Origin of the sequence: Actinophytocola sp. (assembly GCF_036402745.1) — a bacterium.
Lineage (GTDB): Bacteria > Actinomycetota > Actinomycetes > Mycobacteriales > Pseudonocardiaceae > Actinophytocola.
Window position 1 is genome coordinate 1 of record NZ_DASWSJ010000210.1, and the last position, 14,041, is coordinate 14,041.

Genomic DNA, 14,041 nt, shown 5'->3' on the forward strand with positions numbered 1-14,041 from the left:
CTCGACCAGCTCTCCCCACGGCTCAAGCAGCATCTCTTCGAGGGCCACTACATGTCCCGCACCAACCGGGACGTCGGCTACCACCACCGGGAAGGCGGCGTCGATCTCGGTGCCGTCCGGGTCGTGCGGGTCGTCGCCGGGCCCTCCGGCAACGGCGTCTACCGGGCCGAGATCCGCGGGCCGCGCACCGAGGGCAGCCCGGTCGTCAAGCGCAGCACGTTCTTCCCCGACTCCTGGACGCGCGGCCAGGTCCTGTGTGCCATCCGGCACGCGTTCGCGAACCGGTACGAGTACGACCGGGCCAAGCGCCGATGGCGCGGCGTGTACAACGGAATGCATATCGAGGGATACGTCGAGGGCCGCCTCGCCGACCCCCGAACCGGCCCCGAGCACCCGCGGCTCTACCACATCAAGACGGCCTACCCGATGCGAAGGCAGGCACCGTGACCAAGGCGACCAGGCACGCCCAGATCGTCGACGACTTCCTCGAGGCGGAGATCGGGGACAGCGGCCTGCTCGACGAGCTCGCGGAGCACGTGCGCACCGGCGAGACGTGGCAGCTCGGCGGCGACTCCTGCCACCTCACCGTCCACGGACAACACGTGACCATCGAGAACGACTTCAACGACGAGTCGGCGACGATGTCCCGGGACGAGTTCCTCGGCATCCTCGGCGAGCGCTAGCCTCGTCCGCCCGCAGCGCCGGCGTCGAGCGCCGGTCGAGTCGCGTTGACCGGGGCCGATGCCCGTCCGCACCATGGGAAGGGTCCACAGACCCCTGGCCGGCAGCGGCGCGTTGGCCCACGCTGCCGGCCAGTCCCCACCACCTCGGTGACCCAGCACTCCTTGCGCCGCCCGAGCCCATCGGTCAGGCTCGGGCGGTTCCTTCGCGAGGTGGCGGATGCGCACGCTGATCATCGACAACTACGACTCGTTCACGTACAACCTGGTCCACCAGGTCGGCTCGACCACCGGGGTGGCGCCGACGGTGATCCGCAACGACGAGCCAGGGTGGACCCTCGCCGACCTCGACCGGTACGACAACGTGGTGATCTCGCCGGGCCCCGGCCGGCCCGACCGGGCGCGGGACTTCGGCATCTGCGCCGACGTGATCCGCGCCGGCACCCTCCCGCTGCTCGGCGTCTGCCTCGGCCACCAGGGCATCTGCCACGTCCACGGCGGCGCGGTGGGCCAGGCCCCCGAGGTCCGGCACGGCCAGGTCTCCGCCGTCCACCACGACCAGCGCGACATCCTCGCCGGCCTGCCGTCCCCGTTCGACGCCGTGCGCTACCACTCGCTCGCCGTCACCCGGCTGCCCGACGTGCTCGAGCCGATCGCGACCACCGCGGACGGCGTGCTCATGGCGCTGCGGCACCGCAACCTCCCACAGTGGGGCGTGCAGTTCCACCCCGAGTCCATCCGCACCGACCACGGCCACCGGCTGCTCGCCAACTTCCTCGGCGAGCGGCGCCGGGAACGGCCGGTCGTCCGGGCGCGGTCCCGGCCCGACCGCACGATGCTGCACCGCCGGGTCGCGGTCGGCGCCGACGCCGAGACCGTGTTCGACGCCCTCTACAAGGACTCCGCGCACGCGTTCTGGCTCGACAGCGCCGACGGCGAGCGGTTCTCCTTCCTCGGTGACGCCGCCGGCCCGCTCGCCCGGGTGGTCACCGCCGACGTCGCGGCGCGGACCGTCACCGTCGGCTCGCGCACCACGCCCGGCCACACCACCAGCGGGTCCTTTGTGGACTGGCTGGCGCGGGACCTGGCCGCGCACCGGGTCGCCGCGCCGGAGCTGCCGTTCGACTTCGCGCTCGGCTGGGTCGGCTACCTCGGCTACGAGCTGAAGGCCGAGTGCGGCGGCGACCTCGTCCACCGCGCCGGCCAGCCCGACGCCGCCATGATCTTCGCCGACCGGGCCGTCGCCGTCGACCACCACGAGCGCGTCGTCCACCTGCTCGCCCTCGACCACGCCGACAACGTCACGTGGCTCGACGAGACCGAGACGACGCTCCGGGCCCTGAAACCCCTGCCCGCACAGCCGCTCGACGTCGAGCTCGGGCCGCTCACCGCACGCCACGACCCGGCCACCTACCGGCGCCTGATCGCCGACTGCCAGCGCGAGATCACCGCCGGCGAGACCTACGAGGTCTGCCTCACCAACCAGCTGACCGCGCACGGCAAGCTCGACCCCTGGCCCGCCTACCGGGCGCTGCGCCGCACCAACCCCGAGCCCTTCTCCGCGCTGCTGCGCCTCGGGGACCTCAGCGTGCTCAGCGCCTCGCCCGAGCGGTTCCTGCGCGTGTCCGCCGACGGCGTCGCCGAGTCCCGGCCCGTCAAGGGCACCCGGCCGCGCGGCGCGACCGCGGCCGAGGACGCGGCGCTGAAGGCGGAGCTGGCCACCAGCGTCAAGGACCGCGCCGAGAACCTCATGATCGTCGACCTGGTGCGCAACGACCTCGGGTCGGTGGCCGAGCTGGGCTCGGTGACCGTCGACGAGCTGTTCGCCGTCGAGACCTTCACCACCGTGCACCAGCTGGTGTCCACGATCCGCGCCCGGCTGCGGCCCGACGCGACGGCCGTGGACTGCGTACGCGCGGCGTTCCCCGGCGGCTCGATGACCGGCGCGCCGAAGATCCGCACGATGTCGATCATCGACCGGTTGGAGGGCGGTCCGCGCGGTGTTTACTCCGGTGCGCTCGGGTACTTCTCGCTGAACGGAAGCGCGGATCTGAGCATCGTCATCCGGACCCTCGTGGTGGAGCCGGACCGGGTGTCCTACGGTGTCGGCGGTGCGATCATCGCACTGTCCGAACCGGACGCAGAGCTCGCGGAGACCGCGGTCAAGGCGACCCCGTTGCTACGCCTGCTGGACCAGGAGTTTCCCGATGTTCCTCGATGAGCTGCGGCACCCGATCGTGCAGGCGCCGATGGCCGGCGGCGGGTCCACGCCCGCCCTCGTGGCCGCGGTGTCCAACGCGGGAGGGCTCGGCTTCCTGGCCGCCGGCTACCTCACCGCCGACGCCGTGCGCGAGCAGATCCACGCCACCCGCGAGCTGACCGACGGACCCTTCGGGGTCAACATCTTCGTACCCGACACGTCCCGAGTGGACGGTCCGGCGCTGGCCCGCTACCGGGACCGGCTGGCCACCGAGGCCCGGCGTTACCGGGTCGAGCTGGGTGAGGCGTTCGACGACGACGACGGCTGGGCCGGCAAGCTCGCCGTGGTCCGCGAGGAGCGGGTGCCGGTCGTCAGCTTCACCTTCGGCTGCCCGGATCCCGGCGTGGTGGTCGAGCTGAGGGACGCGGGCTGCGCGGTGGTGGTGACGGTGACCTCGGCCGACGAGGCGGTCGAGGCCGTGGCGGCGGGCGCGGACGCGCTGGTCGTGCAGGGCGCGGAGGCCGGCGCGCACCGCGGCACGTTCCACAACGTCGACCCGATCGACGACACGGGGCTGCTTCCGTTGCTGCGCAAGGTGTGCACCGCGGTCGACGTGCCGCTGATCGCCGCGGGCGGGCTGTCCGCCGGCGCCGACGTGGCGGCCGTGCTGGTGGCCGGCGCGCGGGCCGCGCAGCTCGGCACCATGTTCCTGCTGTGCCCCGAGGCCGGCACCAACCCGCTGCACCGCGCGGCGCTGCGCCCGGCCGGGCGCACGGCCGTGACCAGGGCGTTCACCGGCCGCCCGGCGCGCGGGCTGGTCAACCGGTTCCTCGCCGAGCACTCGGCGGCGGCGCCGGCCGCGTACCCGCACGTGCACCATCTGACCCGGCCGCTGCGTGCGGCCGGCGACCCGGAGGCGATGTCGCTGTGGGCGGGGCAGGCGCACGAGTTCGCCCGGGAGGTGCCCGCCGCGTCGCTGGTCGTGACGCTGGCCGCGGACGCGCGGCGGGCGATCGACGAGGCCGCGCGCCGGTTCTCCTGAACTGTCGGTGGGCGGCGGTAGCGTCCGGGTCATGACGATGTGGGGTCTCACCGTGGACTGTGCGCACCCGACCGAGCTGGCCGCGTTCTGGGCGCTGGCGCTGGGATATGTGGAGCGGCCGCCGCCGCCGGGGTTCGCCTCGTGGGAGAAGTGGCTGGCCCACCACGACGTGCCGGAGGACGAGTGGGACGACGGCGCCTACCTCCACGACCCGGCCGGGGTGGGGCCCACGCTGTCGTTCCTCAGGGTGCCGGAGGCGAAGGTGGCCAAGAACCGCATACACGTCGACGTCAAGGCCGGCGGTGGCCGGGAGACGCCGTGGGAGCAGCGGTGGCCGCGGGTGCTCAAGATGGTCGAGCGGCTCACCGCGGCCGGCGCCACGGTCATCCAGGAATACTCGTTGGACGGGCGCGGCGACCACCTCCTGATGGCGGATCCGGAGGGCAACGAGTTCTGTGTGGTCTGACGTCCGATCGGGCGGCGAGGCCCGCCGATGTCGCCTAGGATCCGGCGGGTGCGTCGCTATGTGATCGAGAAGTCCGCACGGAGTGCGGCCGAGCCGGGCGAGGTGTACCGCCTGCTCCGCGACGGGTCGACCTGGCCGGACTGGACCTCGCTCGGCGGCTTCGAGCTGGAGCGCGAGGGCGACGGCGAGCCGGAGGGTGTCGGCGCGGTGCGGGTGTTCGTCAACGGCCGGGTACGGGAGCGGGACGAGATCATCGGGTTCGAGCTGGACCGGCAGTTCCGCTACAACCACCTCGACGGCCTGCCGGTGCGCGACTACCGCGGCGTGGTCGACCTGGTCCCGAAGGACGGCGGCACGGACATCACGTGGACGGTCAGCTTCGGCGCCAGGTTCTACGGCACGGGCTGGGTGCTGCGCCTCGCGTTCGACCGCTTCATCCAGTCCACGGTCAACGGCCTGGCCGAGCACGCCTCGGCCGCCTGACGCGACTGTCGGCGGGGCGTGCGATCGTGAGGGCATGACGGATCTTTCCGGGTGGTTGCGCCAGGGCGTCGACGCGGTCGAGGGCTGGCAGCGGGGCTTCGCCGACCACCCCGCGCACCCGTGCCAGCAGGTCGACCCCGAGCGGTTCCGGGTGGCGTTCGCCGAGCTCACCGAGCGGCTCGCGGACAACTACCCGTACTTCCACCCCGACTACGCCGGCCAGATGCTCAAGCCGCCGCATCCGGTGGCGGTCGCCGGCTACCTCACGGCCATGCTGGTCAACCCCAACAACCACGCGCAGGACGGCGGGCCCGCCACCGCCCGCATGGAGCGTGAGGTCGTCGCGGCCCTCGCCGGCATGTTCGGCTTCGGCGACCACCTCGGGCACCTCACCGGCGGCGGCACGGTCGCCAACCTCGAGGCGTTGTTCGTCGCGCGCGAGTCGCACCCCGGCAAGGGCGTCGCGTTCAGCGCCGAGAGCCATTACACGCACGCGCGGATGTGCCAGGTGCTCGGCATCCCCGGCCACCCCGTCCCGGTCGACGCCGCCGGGCGGATGGACATGGACGCGCTCGACGCGCTGCTCGCCACGGGGGAGGTCGGCACGGTCGTCGTCACCGCCGGCACCACCGGGCTCGGCGCGGTCGACCCCGTCCACGAAGCCGTCGCCCGCAAGGAGAAGTACGGCGTCCGGTTGCATGTGGACGCCGCGTACGGCGGCTTCTTCACCCTGATCGCGGGCGAGGAGGGGATCGACCCGCGGCCCTGGCGTGCCATCGCCCGGTGCGACTCGGTGGTCGTCGACCCGCACAAGCACGGCCTGCAGCCCTACGGGTGCGGCGCGGTCCTGTTCGCCGACCCCACCGTCGCCCGCTTCTACCGGCACGACTCGCCCTACACCTACTTCACCGAGGCCGACCTGCACCTCGGCGAGATCAGCCTCGAGTGCTCGCGGGCCGGGGCCGCGGCCGCCGCGCTCTGGCTCACCTTCCAGGTCATCCCGCCCACCCCCGACGGGCTCGGCCGGTTCCTCGCCGCCGGGCGGCGCGCGGCGCTGGGCTGGGCCGAGCTGATCGAGGACTCCCCGCACCTGGCGCTCTTCCAGCCACCCGACCTGGACATCCTCACCTACTTCCCGCGCCGCGACTCGCTCTCGGCCGTCGACGCGGCCAGCGCGCGCGTGTTCACCGAGGGCATGAACGACAAGGCAGACCCGGTCTTCCTGTCCGTCGCGAAGGTCAGCGCCGACGCGTTCGCGCGACGCCACCCCGCGATCACCGCCGACGCCGACGGCGCGCGGTTGCTGCGCAGCGTCCTGATGAAGCCCGAGTTCGAGGCACGCGTCGACCGGCTGCACCGGCGGGTGGAGGCGCTCGCGGCGCATGCTGGCTGACGTCCTGCCCTACCTCGCGTGCCCGCACTGCGGCGCGGCGCTTTCACTCGCCGGCGCCACGGTGCGCTGCGGCACCGGGCACGGGTTCGACGTCGCGCGCCAGGGATACGTCAACCTGGCGCCCGGCACCACCTCCGGCGACAGCGCGGAGATGGTCGCCGCGCGGGCCGAGTTCCTCGCCAGGGGTCACTACGCGCCGATCACGCGGGCGGTCGTCACGGCGGTCGGCGGCGCGGTCGGTGGCGGGCCGGGTTGCGTGGCCGACCTCGGCGCGGGCACCGGCCACCACCTCGCCGCCGTCCTCGACGCCGCGCCCGGCAGCGTGGGGCTGGCGCTCGAGATCGCCAAGCCGGCCTTGCGTCGCGCCGCCCGCGCGCACCCCCGGCTGGGCGCGGTCGGCGCCGACACGTGGGGCACGCTGCCGGTCCGCGACCGCGCGATCTCCGTGGCGCTCACCGTGTTCGCCCCGCGCAACCCGGCCGAGCTGCACCGGATCCTCGCCGACGACGGCCTGCTCGTCGTGGTCGCGCCCACCACCGGCCACCTGGCCGGCCTGGTCGGCGCGCTCGGCCTCCTCACGGTCGCGCCGGACAAGGCGCGGAAGATCACCGACCAGCTCGCACCCCACCTGCGTCCGTCCACACAGGACGTCTGCGAGTTCGGCCTCGAACTGTCGCACCAGGACGTACTGTCCTTGGTGGGCATGGGGCCGAGCGCCCGGCACGTCGGCGCGGACGAGTTGCGGGCGCGGGTGGCGGCCCTGCCCGAGCCGGTGCGGACCACCGCGTCGGTACACGTGAGCAGCTATCGGAGGACATGATGGACCGGCCGGTGACGTTCGCCGTGGTGGGTGCGGGGCAGCGGGGTTCCAACTATGGCGACTGGATCGCCGGGCACCCCGACCGGGCGCGGGTGGTCGCCGTCGCCGAGCCGCGAAGACACCAGCGGGAGGAGCTGGCGCGCCAGCACGGCGTGCCGCCGCAGCGGGCGTTCGCGTCCTGGCAGGAGCTGGCCGCCGCGCCCAAGCTCGCCGACGCGGCCATCGTGGCCACCCAGGACTCCGACCACGTGGGTCCCGCGATCACGTTGGCGGACAACGGATATCACCTCATGGTCGAGAAGCCGCTCGCGCCCACCGAGGCCGGGTGCGCCGAGCTGGTGCGCGCGGTCAGCGACGCTGGCGTGCTGTTCGCGGTCTGCCACGTGCTGCGCTACCGGCCCTACACCAAGCTCGTCAAGGAACTCCTCGACGGCGGCCGGGTCGGCGACGTGATGAGCGTGCAGCACCTGGAGCCGGTGGGGCACTGGCACCACGCGCACTCCTACGTACGCGGCAACTGGCGGCGCAGCGACACCGCGTCGTTCATGCTGCTCGCCAAGTCCGGCCACGACATCGACTGGCTGCGCCACATCGTCGGCCGGCCCATCGAGCGGGTGTCGAGCTTCGGCGCCCTCACCCACTTCCGCCGCGAACGCCAGCCCGAGGGCGCCGCCGACCGGTGCGTGTCCTGCGCGGTCGAGCCGGACTGCGCCTACTCCGCGCCGCGGCTCTACCTCGGCATGCTGCGCGAGGGGCGCACCGGCTGGCCGGTCAACGTCATCACCGACGACGTCACCGAGGCCGGCGTCACCGCGGCGCTGCGCGACGGGCCGTACGGGCGGTGCGTGTACGCGTGCGACAACGACGTCGTCGACCACCAGGTGGTGGCGCTGGAGTTCGCAGGCGGGGCCACCGCCACGTTCACGATGACCGCGTTCACCCCGCACCTCGACCGGCGCACGCAGATCTTCGGCACCCGCGGCTCCCTCGACGGTGACGGCGAGACCGTGACGCTGCACGACTTCGTCACCGGCGAGGTGTCGACGTTCGAGGTGCCGAGCGTCGGCCACGACGCCGACGCCACGCACGGCGGCGGCGACGCGGGCCTGCTCGACAGCTTCACCACGGCCGTCGCCACCGGCGACCCGGCGCACATCCTGTCCGGGCCGGCCGAGTCGCTGGAGTCGCACCTCGCGGTGTTCGCCGCCGAGCGGGCCCGGCTGTCCGGCACGGTCGAGCCGGTCGGCACGTCCGCGCCGGGACGGGTGCGGTGACCGGTTCGCATATGCCACAACAAAGTGACAGGTGGGGTCCGTAAAGCGGCGGCTGTGTGATGAAAGCCGCGAGAGGTGCCACAAGGCGTACGGTGAGGCCGTGCGAGCCGACGCCGTACGCAACCTCGACGCCGTCCTGCAGACCGGCGCCCGGCTGCTGGCCGCGGATCCGTCGACCCCGATCGCCACCATCGCCGCCGAGGCCGGTGTCGACCGCCGCACGGTGTACCGCCGGTTCGCCACGCGCGAGGCGCTGCTGGTGGCGTTGGCCAACGCCACGCTCGACGGCGCGGAGCAGGCGCTGGACGAGGCACGGCTGACGGAGGCGCCGGTCGCCGTGGCGCTGCACCGGTATGTCGAGAGCATCGTGTCGGTCAGCCGCCGGTGGCCGGTCGACTTCGGCCGCCTGGAGAGCGGGGACGCGGCCACCGACGAGCGTCGGCAGCGGGTGCGGTCCCGGGTGGACGCCTTCGTGGACCGGCTGGTCGCGGAGGGCCTGCTGCGTGCCGACCTGCCCGCGGGCTGGGCGCGGGCGATGCTCGATCAGCTGGTTTCCCTTGCCGCGCACCGCTTTCCCGGCCTCGAGCCCCCGCAGGCGGCCGACCTGGTGGTGGACACGCTGCGGAAGGGTGTCGGCACACGCTGACCGGTACGGGGCCCGGCGCCAGGCGCCGGGCCCTCGTGACCGGGGACCCGTCAGGGCCAGTCGATCTGCGGCGACCGGTAGAAGTCGATCCCCAGCTCGGTCCACCGCGGCGCCTGTGCGGCCAGCCGCGACCGGAACGACGCCCAGTCGTGCGTCGACCACGGGGACCAGCCGAGCTCCGCGATCGCCGGCAGCCGCGGGAACGCCATGAACTCGATGTGGTCGCTGTTCTCCAGCGTCTCCGACCACAGCGGCGCCTCGACACCGGCCACCGACGACTCCGGCACACCCTGCAGGTACGTCCCGGGGTCCCACCCGTAGGCGTCGTCGACCTCGATGAAGCCCGCCCACGACAGGCCCAGCGGCGTGTTCTCGTCGTACTTCATGTCCAGGTAGGACTTGTTCGCCGGCGACAGCAGGATCTTGTTGCCGCGCGCGACCGCGTCGGTCACCAGCGCGTTCGAGTTCGTCGTGCCCCAGTACTGCGGCAGCGCCGACACCGCCGGGGTCGCCTTGATCAGCTCGTGCCAGCCGGACACCTTCTTGCCCAGCGCCTCCACCATCGGCAGCACCCGCTGGAAGAACTTGATGTAGTCCGGCTCGGTCGTCACGTGTGCCTCGTCGCCACCGATGTGGAGGTACTCGCCCGGGGTCAGCGCGGCCAGCTCGCGCAGCACGTCGCCGACGAACCGGTAGGTGATCTCCTTGTCGATGCACAGCGAGCTGAACCCGACGTCGGTGCCGGTGTAGAGCGGCGGCGCGACCCCGTCGCAGTTCAGCTCCGCGTACGAGGCCAGCGCGGCGTTCGTGTGGCCCGGCATGTCGATCTCGGGGATGACCGCGATCCCCCGCGCGGCGGCGTAGGACACGAGGTCGCGGTACTGCTCCTGGGTGTAGTACCCACCCGGACCGCCGCCGACCTCGGTCGAGCCGCCGTAGGTCGTCAGGCGCGGCCAGCTCTTGATCTCGATCCGCCAGCCCTGGTCGTCCGCGAGGTGCAGGTGCAGTTCGTTGATCTTGTACAGCGAGATCTGGTCGATGTAGCGCTTCACCTCGTCGGGGGCGAAGAAGTGCCGTGCCACGTCGAGCATCGCGCCGCGGTGGGCGAACCGCGGGTAGTCCACGATCCGCCCGGCCGGCACGGTCCACGGACCGCGGGCGAGCGACCGGCTCTCCACCTGGGCCGGCAGCAGCTGGCGCAACGACTGCACGCCGTTGAGCAGGCCCGCCGCCGTGCGCGCCTTGATCTCGACGCCGCGGCGGTCGGCCTCGAGCTCGTAGCCCTCGTCGCCGAGCTGGGCGTCGACCCGGCCCAGCGCCAGGGAGATCGTGCCGTCGGAGCGGCGGTCGCCGGTGACCGGCAGCCGGTAGCCGGTGGCCGGCCGCAGCAGGCCGGCGAGGTACTCGCCGACCCGCTGCGCGCCGCGCTCGGCCTGGATCACGGTCTGCGAGGTCAGCCGGAACTCGCCGCCGTTGCGGTCAGGTGCCACCGACACCGGGGCCGGTATCACCTGGTTCATGCGCGACTCCTTGGGCGTGTGGGGATCGGGTGAGGCCGAGGACGGCGCGCTCGCGCCGAGGACGACCAGCGTGGCAATCGTGAGCAGCACGAAGGCGCGGCTGGGAGCAGGGTGCCTGGGCACGGGTCCTCCTGGGACTGCCGAGGGACAGGTCCACCAGGTATAGACCACACGTGGTCCAGACCACAACCCGTCAAACCGGTCAGCCCTTGAGCGCGCCCGCGGTGGCCCCGGACACCAGCTTGCGCTGCACGAGCAGGAAGAACACCAGCGCCGGCAACGCGTACAGCACCGACGCGGCCATGATCCCGCCCCAGTCCGTGCCGAACACCGTCTTGAACGTGGACAGCCACACCGGCAGCGTCTGCTTGTCCGAGTCCCGCATGAACACCAGCGCGTAGAGGAACTCGTTCCACGCGGTGATGAACGCGAACACCGACGTCGCCACCAGGCCCGGCCCGAGCAGCGGCAGCACGACCCGGCGGAACGCGGCGAACCGGCTGCAGCCGTCGACCATCGCCGCCTCCTCGAGCTCGTACGGGATGCCCTGGACGAACCCGCGCAGTGTCCACACCGTGAACGGCAGCGTGATCGCGAAGTACACCAGCAGCAGCGACGGCAGCGTGTTCAGCAGCCCCGCGTCCTGCATGAGCAGGAACATCGGGATGAACAGCGCCTCGACCGGCGCCATCTGCGCGACCAGCACCAGCAGCAGGAAACCCTTGCGGCCGCGGAAACGCAGCCGCGCCAGCGGAAAGGCCGCCAGCACGCCCGCGACCAGCGAGCACGCCACCGCGCCGAGCGTGACGATCAGGCTGTTCGACAGGTGCACGGTGAAGCCCGGCTTGTTGATCGCGCTGACGAAGTTGTCGAACGTGACCGACAGCGGGACCAGGTCGTAGTCCGGGGTGAGCAGGGCGCCGGAGGGCTTGAACGCGCTGGTGATCATCCAGTAGGTGGGGAACGCGAACAGCACGGCGACGACCACGCCGGCCGTGTTCAGCGCGATCCGCTGGCTCCTGGTCTTGTTCATGACACCGCCTTCATGACACGGCCTTCATGACACAGCCTTCATGACACGTCGGCCTCACGGGAGCGCAGCAGCAGCTGCAGGTAGCGGGCGGTGAGCAGGAGCAGCACGAGGATCATCAGCACGGCGATCGCGGACGCCACGCCGAAGTGCCGGCCGGCGACGCCGCGCAGGTAGAGCAGCAGCGGCAGCGTGGTGCTGCCGCCGTCGGGGCCGCCCTGGCGGATCGCCCACACCTGGGCGAAGACCTTGAAGTCCCAGATCACCGACAGGAACGTGGCGAGCGTGACGAGCGACCGGATCGACGGCCAGGACACGGTCGCGAACGTCTGCCACGCGCCGGCGCCGTCGATGCTGGCCGCCTCGTAGAGCTCGCGCGGCGCGGCGAGCAGCCCGGCGTAGATCGTGAAGCACACGAACGGCACCGCCTGCCACAGGATCAGCAGGCCGATGACGGTGAGCGTGCTGGCGCCGCTGGAGAACCAGGAGAACCCGGCGAAGCCGTCGAACCCGAGCTTGACGAGGGTCTTGTTGAGGATCCCGTACTGCTGGTCGAAGATCCACTGGAACACCGTGGTGGTGGCGAGGATCGGCGTGGCCCAGGCGAGCACGAGGGTGACCTGCACGGCCATCCGGACGCCGCTCGACAGGTGCCGCATGAGCACCGCGATCAGCAGGCCGGCGAGCACGGTGCCGGCGACGCAGGCCCCGGTGAACAGGACCGTCCGCAGGGTGATGGTCCAGACGTCGGGGTCGGACAGGACGTCGGCGTAGTTGGCGAGGCCGACCCAGACGACCTCGCCGCGGACGAGCTCGCCGAGGTCGAGCCGGCGGAAGCTGATGCCGACCACCTGGATCGCCGGCCAGCCGAGCAGCACCAGCATGGTGATGACGGCCGGGGCGAGCAGGAGGTACGGGACGGTGCGCTCCCCGAGGCCGGCCCGGTGGGGGCGGCCGGCGCGCGGCGGTGCCGGCGGGGGAGTCCCCGCCGGCACCACGATCTGCGCTGTCTGCGACATTCCGACAGTCATCAGCCGGAGAAGGCCGCGTCCAGTGCCGCGTTGGCGTCCTTGGTGGCCGCGTCGAGGTCCTTCGCGCCGGTCAGGTAGGCGGTCAGCATGTCCTTGAGCGGGTTCTGGCCGGCCTCGATGGTGGCCCACTTCGGCGTGGCGGGGACCGCCTTGCCGTTCTGCGAGGCCTCGGCCATGGCCTTGCTCACCGGGTTGGCGTCGAGCGCGGACAGGTCGGTCGAGGCGCCCGGCACCATGCCGGCCTCGGCCAGCTGGGTCTGGTACTTGCTGCTGAGCAGCAGCTTCAGGTAGTCCTTGGCCAGGTCGGCGTTCTTGCTGTTGAGCGGGATGGCCAGGTTCGAGCCGCCCTGGAAGACCGGTGCGGTCTTGCCCGCGTTCTTCGAGGGGATCGGGAAGGCCGAGGTCTTGGCCTTGATGTCGGCGTTGTCCTTGGCGGCGGTGTCGACCTCCCACGGCAGCGCGATCATCATCGCGACCTTGCCCTGGCCGTAGATGCCGGCCTGCTCGGGGTTCTGCTCGTCGTTGTCCTTGGGCGCGGTGGTGCCGGAGGCGTCGACCAGCTGCTTGTAGAACTCCAGCCCGGCCTTCGTCTCGGCGCTGTTGACGGTGGCCTTGAAGTCGGTGCCGTTCTTGTGGGCGATGTCGCCGCCCTCGTCGTAGATGAAGGAGAGCAGGGCGTACCAGTTCTGGCCGGGCAGGTAGAGCGGCTGGAACTGCTTGTCGCCGCCGAACTTGGCCTTGAGCTTGGCGATCGCGTCGAGCCATTCCTGGCGCGAGGTCGGCGGGGCGGCGATGCCGGCCTGGGTGAACATGTCGGTCCGGTAGATGACCTCGCGGTTAGCGGCGTAGAAGGGAGCGGAGAACTGCTTGCCGTCCCACTCGCCGGAGTCCTTGAGGCTCGCGAGCCACTGGTCACCGTGGAGCGCGCTGACATCCCCGGTCAGATCGGTGAGCACCCGCTCGGACGCGATGGCCGGCGCCTGGGTGTTGCCGAGCTCGATGACGTCCGGCGGGTCCTGGCTCCCTAACGCGGTGGTGAGCTTGTCCTGGATGCCGTTCCACTCCTGGACCTCGTACTTGACGGTGACGCCGTCGTTGGCCTGCTCGAACTCCTTGTTGAGCGAGTCGGTGAGGGTTTTCGGCGCGGAGCCGTTCATCAGCCACACGGTCAGCGTCCGTGGCTCACCCGCGGCCTGCTTGTTGGCGCCGCTGTCGCCGCCCGAACCAGCGCAGCCGGCGGTAGCCAACGCGATGGCGGCGGCGCCGACCATCACCTTCGTCCAGCGCTTCACTTCACTGCCGTCCTCTCCGTGCCCATGCCGGGCCCGCACCGGTGGTTTAGACCTAGTGGTATAGACCAATGGGGAGAACTCTGGGCTGGCACGGCGCCCCTGTCAAGACAGTTGCGAAAGACGTTGTAAATCGGACCCGAAATCCAGGTGTCGCAAGGGGATTT

The 14,041-nt window shown here is 71.9% G+C and carries 14 protein-coding genes; 10 read left to right on the plus strand and 4 right to left on the minus strand.

What is annotated here, in order from left to right; genetic code table 11:
• From VGD70_RS19880 to VGD70_RS19925, 10 genes are all read left to right on the plus strand, one after another.
• Nucleotides 1–447 (plus strand): EndoU domain-containing protein (locus VGD70_RS19880; RefSeq protein WP_331083433.1); only part of this gene is annotated, 447 nt, incomplete at its 5' end.
• Nucleotides 444–683, plus strand: coding sequence for a hypothetical protein (locus VGD70_RS19885; RefSeq protein ID WP_331083434.1), 240 nt, complete (start codon nt 444–446; stop codon nt 681–683). The genes VGD70_RS19880 and VGD70_RS19885, both read left to right, overlap by 4 nt.
• A 217-nt stretch (nt 684–900) precedes the next feature.
• On the plus strand, nt 901–2,901 hold the full coding sequence (gene pabB, locus VGD70_RS19890; RefSeq protein WP_331083435.1) for an aminodeoxychorismate synthase component I: 2,001 nt from the start codon (nt 901–903) through the stop codon (nt 2,899–2,901).
• Nucleotides 2,888–3,922 carry a nitronate monooxygenase gene (locus VGD70_RS19895; protein ID WP_331083437.1) on the plus strand — a complete coding sequence of 345 codons (1,035 nt, stop codon included), beginning with the start codon at nt 2,888–2,890 and terminating at the stop codon, nt 3,920–3,922. Before pabB ends, VGD70_RS19895 begins: the two co-directional genes overlap by 14 nt.
• A gap of 31 nt (nt 3,923–3,953) precedes the next feature.
• A complete protein-coding gene (locus VGD70_RS19900; protein ID WP_331083439.1) occupies nt 3,954–4,388 on the plus strand; it encodes a VOC family protein in 435 nt (144 codons plus the stop codon).
• 48 nt (nt 4,389–4,436) lie between these two features.
• The gene (locus tag VGD70_RS19905; protein ID WP_331083441.1) at nt 4,437–4,871 is read left to right on the plus strand and encodes an SRPBCC family protein; all 435 of its coding nucleotides are present in this window, start codon (nt 4,437–4,439) and stop codon (nt 4,869–4,871) included.
• Nucleotides 4,872–4,905: 34 nt separating this feature from the next.
• Nucleotides 4,906–6,264: a pyridoxal phosphate-dependent decarboxylase family protein gene (locus tag VGD70_RS19910; protein ID WP_331083443.1), complete on the plus strand. Its 1,359-nt coding sequence runs from the start codon at nt 4,906–4,908 to the stop codon at nt 6,262–6,264.
• Nucleotides 6,254–7,084, plus strand: a complete 831-nt coding sequence (locus VGD70_RS19915; protein ID WP_331083444.1) for a putative RNA methyltransferase — start codon at nt 6,254–6,256, stop codon at nt 7,082–7,084. The genes VGD70_RS19910 and VGD70_RS19915 overlap by 11 nt, the downstream gene beginning before the upstream one ends.
• Nucleotides 7,085–7,095: 11 nt before the next feature.
• On the plus strand, nt 7,096–8,358 hold the full coding sequence (locus tag VGD70_RS19920; protein WP_331083446.1) for a Gfo/Idh/MocA family oxidoreductase: 1,263 nt from the start codon (nt 7,096–7,098) through the stop codon (nt 8,356–8,358).
• A 100-nt stretch (nt 8,359–8,458) separates the two neighbouring features.
• A complete protein-coding gene (locus tag VGD70_RS19925) occupies nt 8,459–9,004 on the plus strand; it encodes a helix-turn-helix domain-containing protein (protein ID WP_331083448.1) in 546 nt (181 codons plus the stop codon).
• 50 nt (nt 9,005–9,054) lie between these two features.
• On the opposite strand, the gene VGD70_RS19930 is transcribed toward VGD70_RS19925, so the two are convergent.
• The 4 genes from VGD70_RS19930 to VGD70_RS19945 all read right to left on the minus strand — a co-directional run bounded on the left by VGD70_RS19930 (nt 9,055) and on the right by VGD70_RS19945 (nt 13,877).
• Nucleotides 9,055–10,524 (minus strand): beta-N-acetylhexosaminidase, encoded by a 1,470-nt coding sequence (locus VGD70_RS19930; RefSeq protein WP_331083450.1) that lies wholly within the window; start codon nt 10,522–10,524, stop codon nt 9,055–9,057.
• Between the two features lie 202 nt (nt 10,525–10,726).
• Complete coding sequence (locus VGD70_RS19935; RefSeq protein WP_331083452.1) at nt 10,727–11,557, minus strand: carbohydrate ABC transporter permease; 831 nt, start codon at nt 11,555–11,557, stop codon at nt 10,727–10,729.
• Between the two features lie 38 nt (nt 11,558–11,595).
• Nucleotides 11,596–12,573, minus strand: a complete 978-nt coding sequence (locus VGD70_RS19940; protein WP_331083454.1) for a sugar ABC transporter permease — start codon at nt 12,571–12,573, stop codon at nt 11,596–11,598.
• An 11-nt stretch (nt 12,574–12,584) separates the two neighbouring features.
• Nucleotides 12,585–13,877: an extracellular solute-binding protein gene (locus tag VGD70_RS19945; protein ID WP_331083456.1), complete on the minus strand. Its 1,293-nt coding sequence runs from the start codon at nt 13,875–13,877 to the stop codon at nt 12,585–12,587.
• Nucleotides 13,878–14,041: the final 164 nt, after the last annotated feature.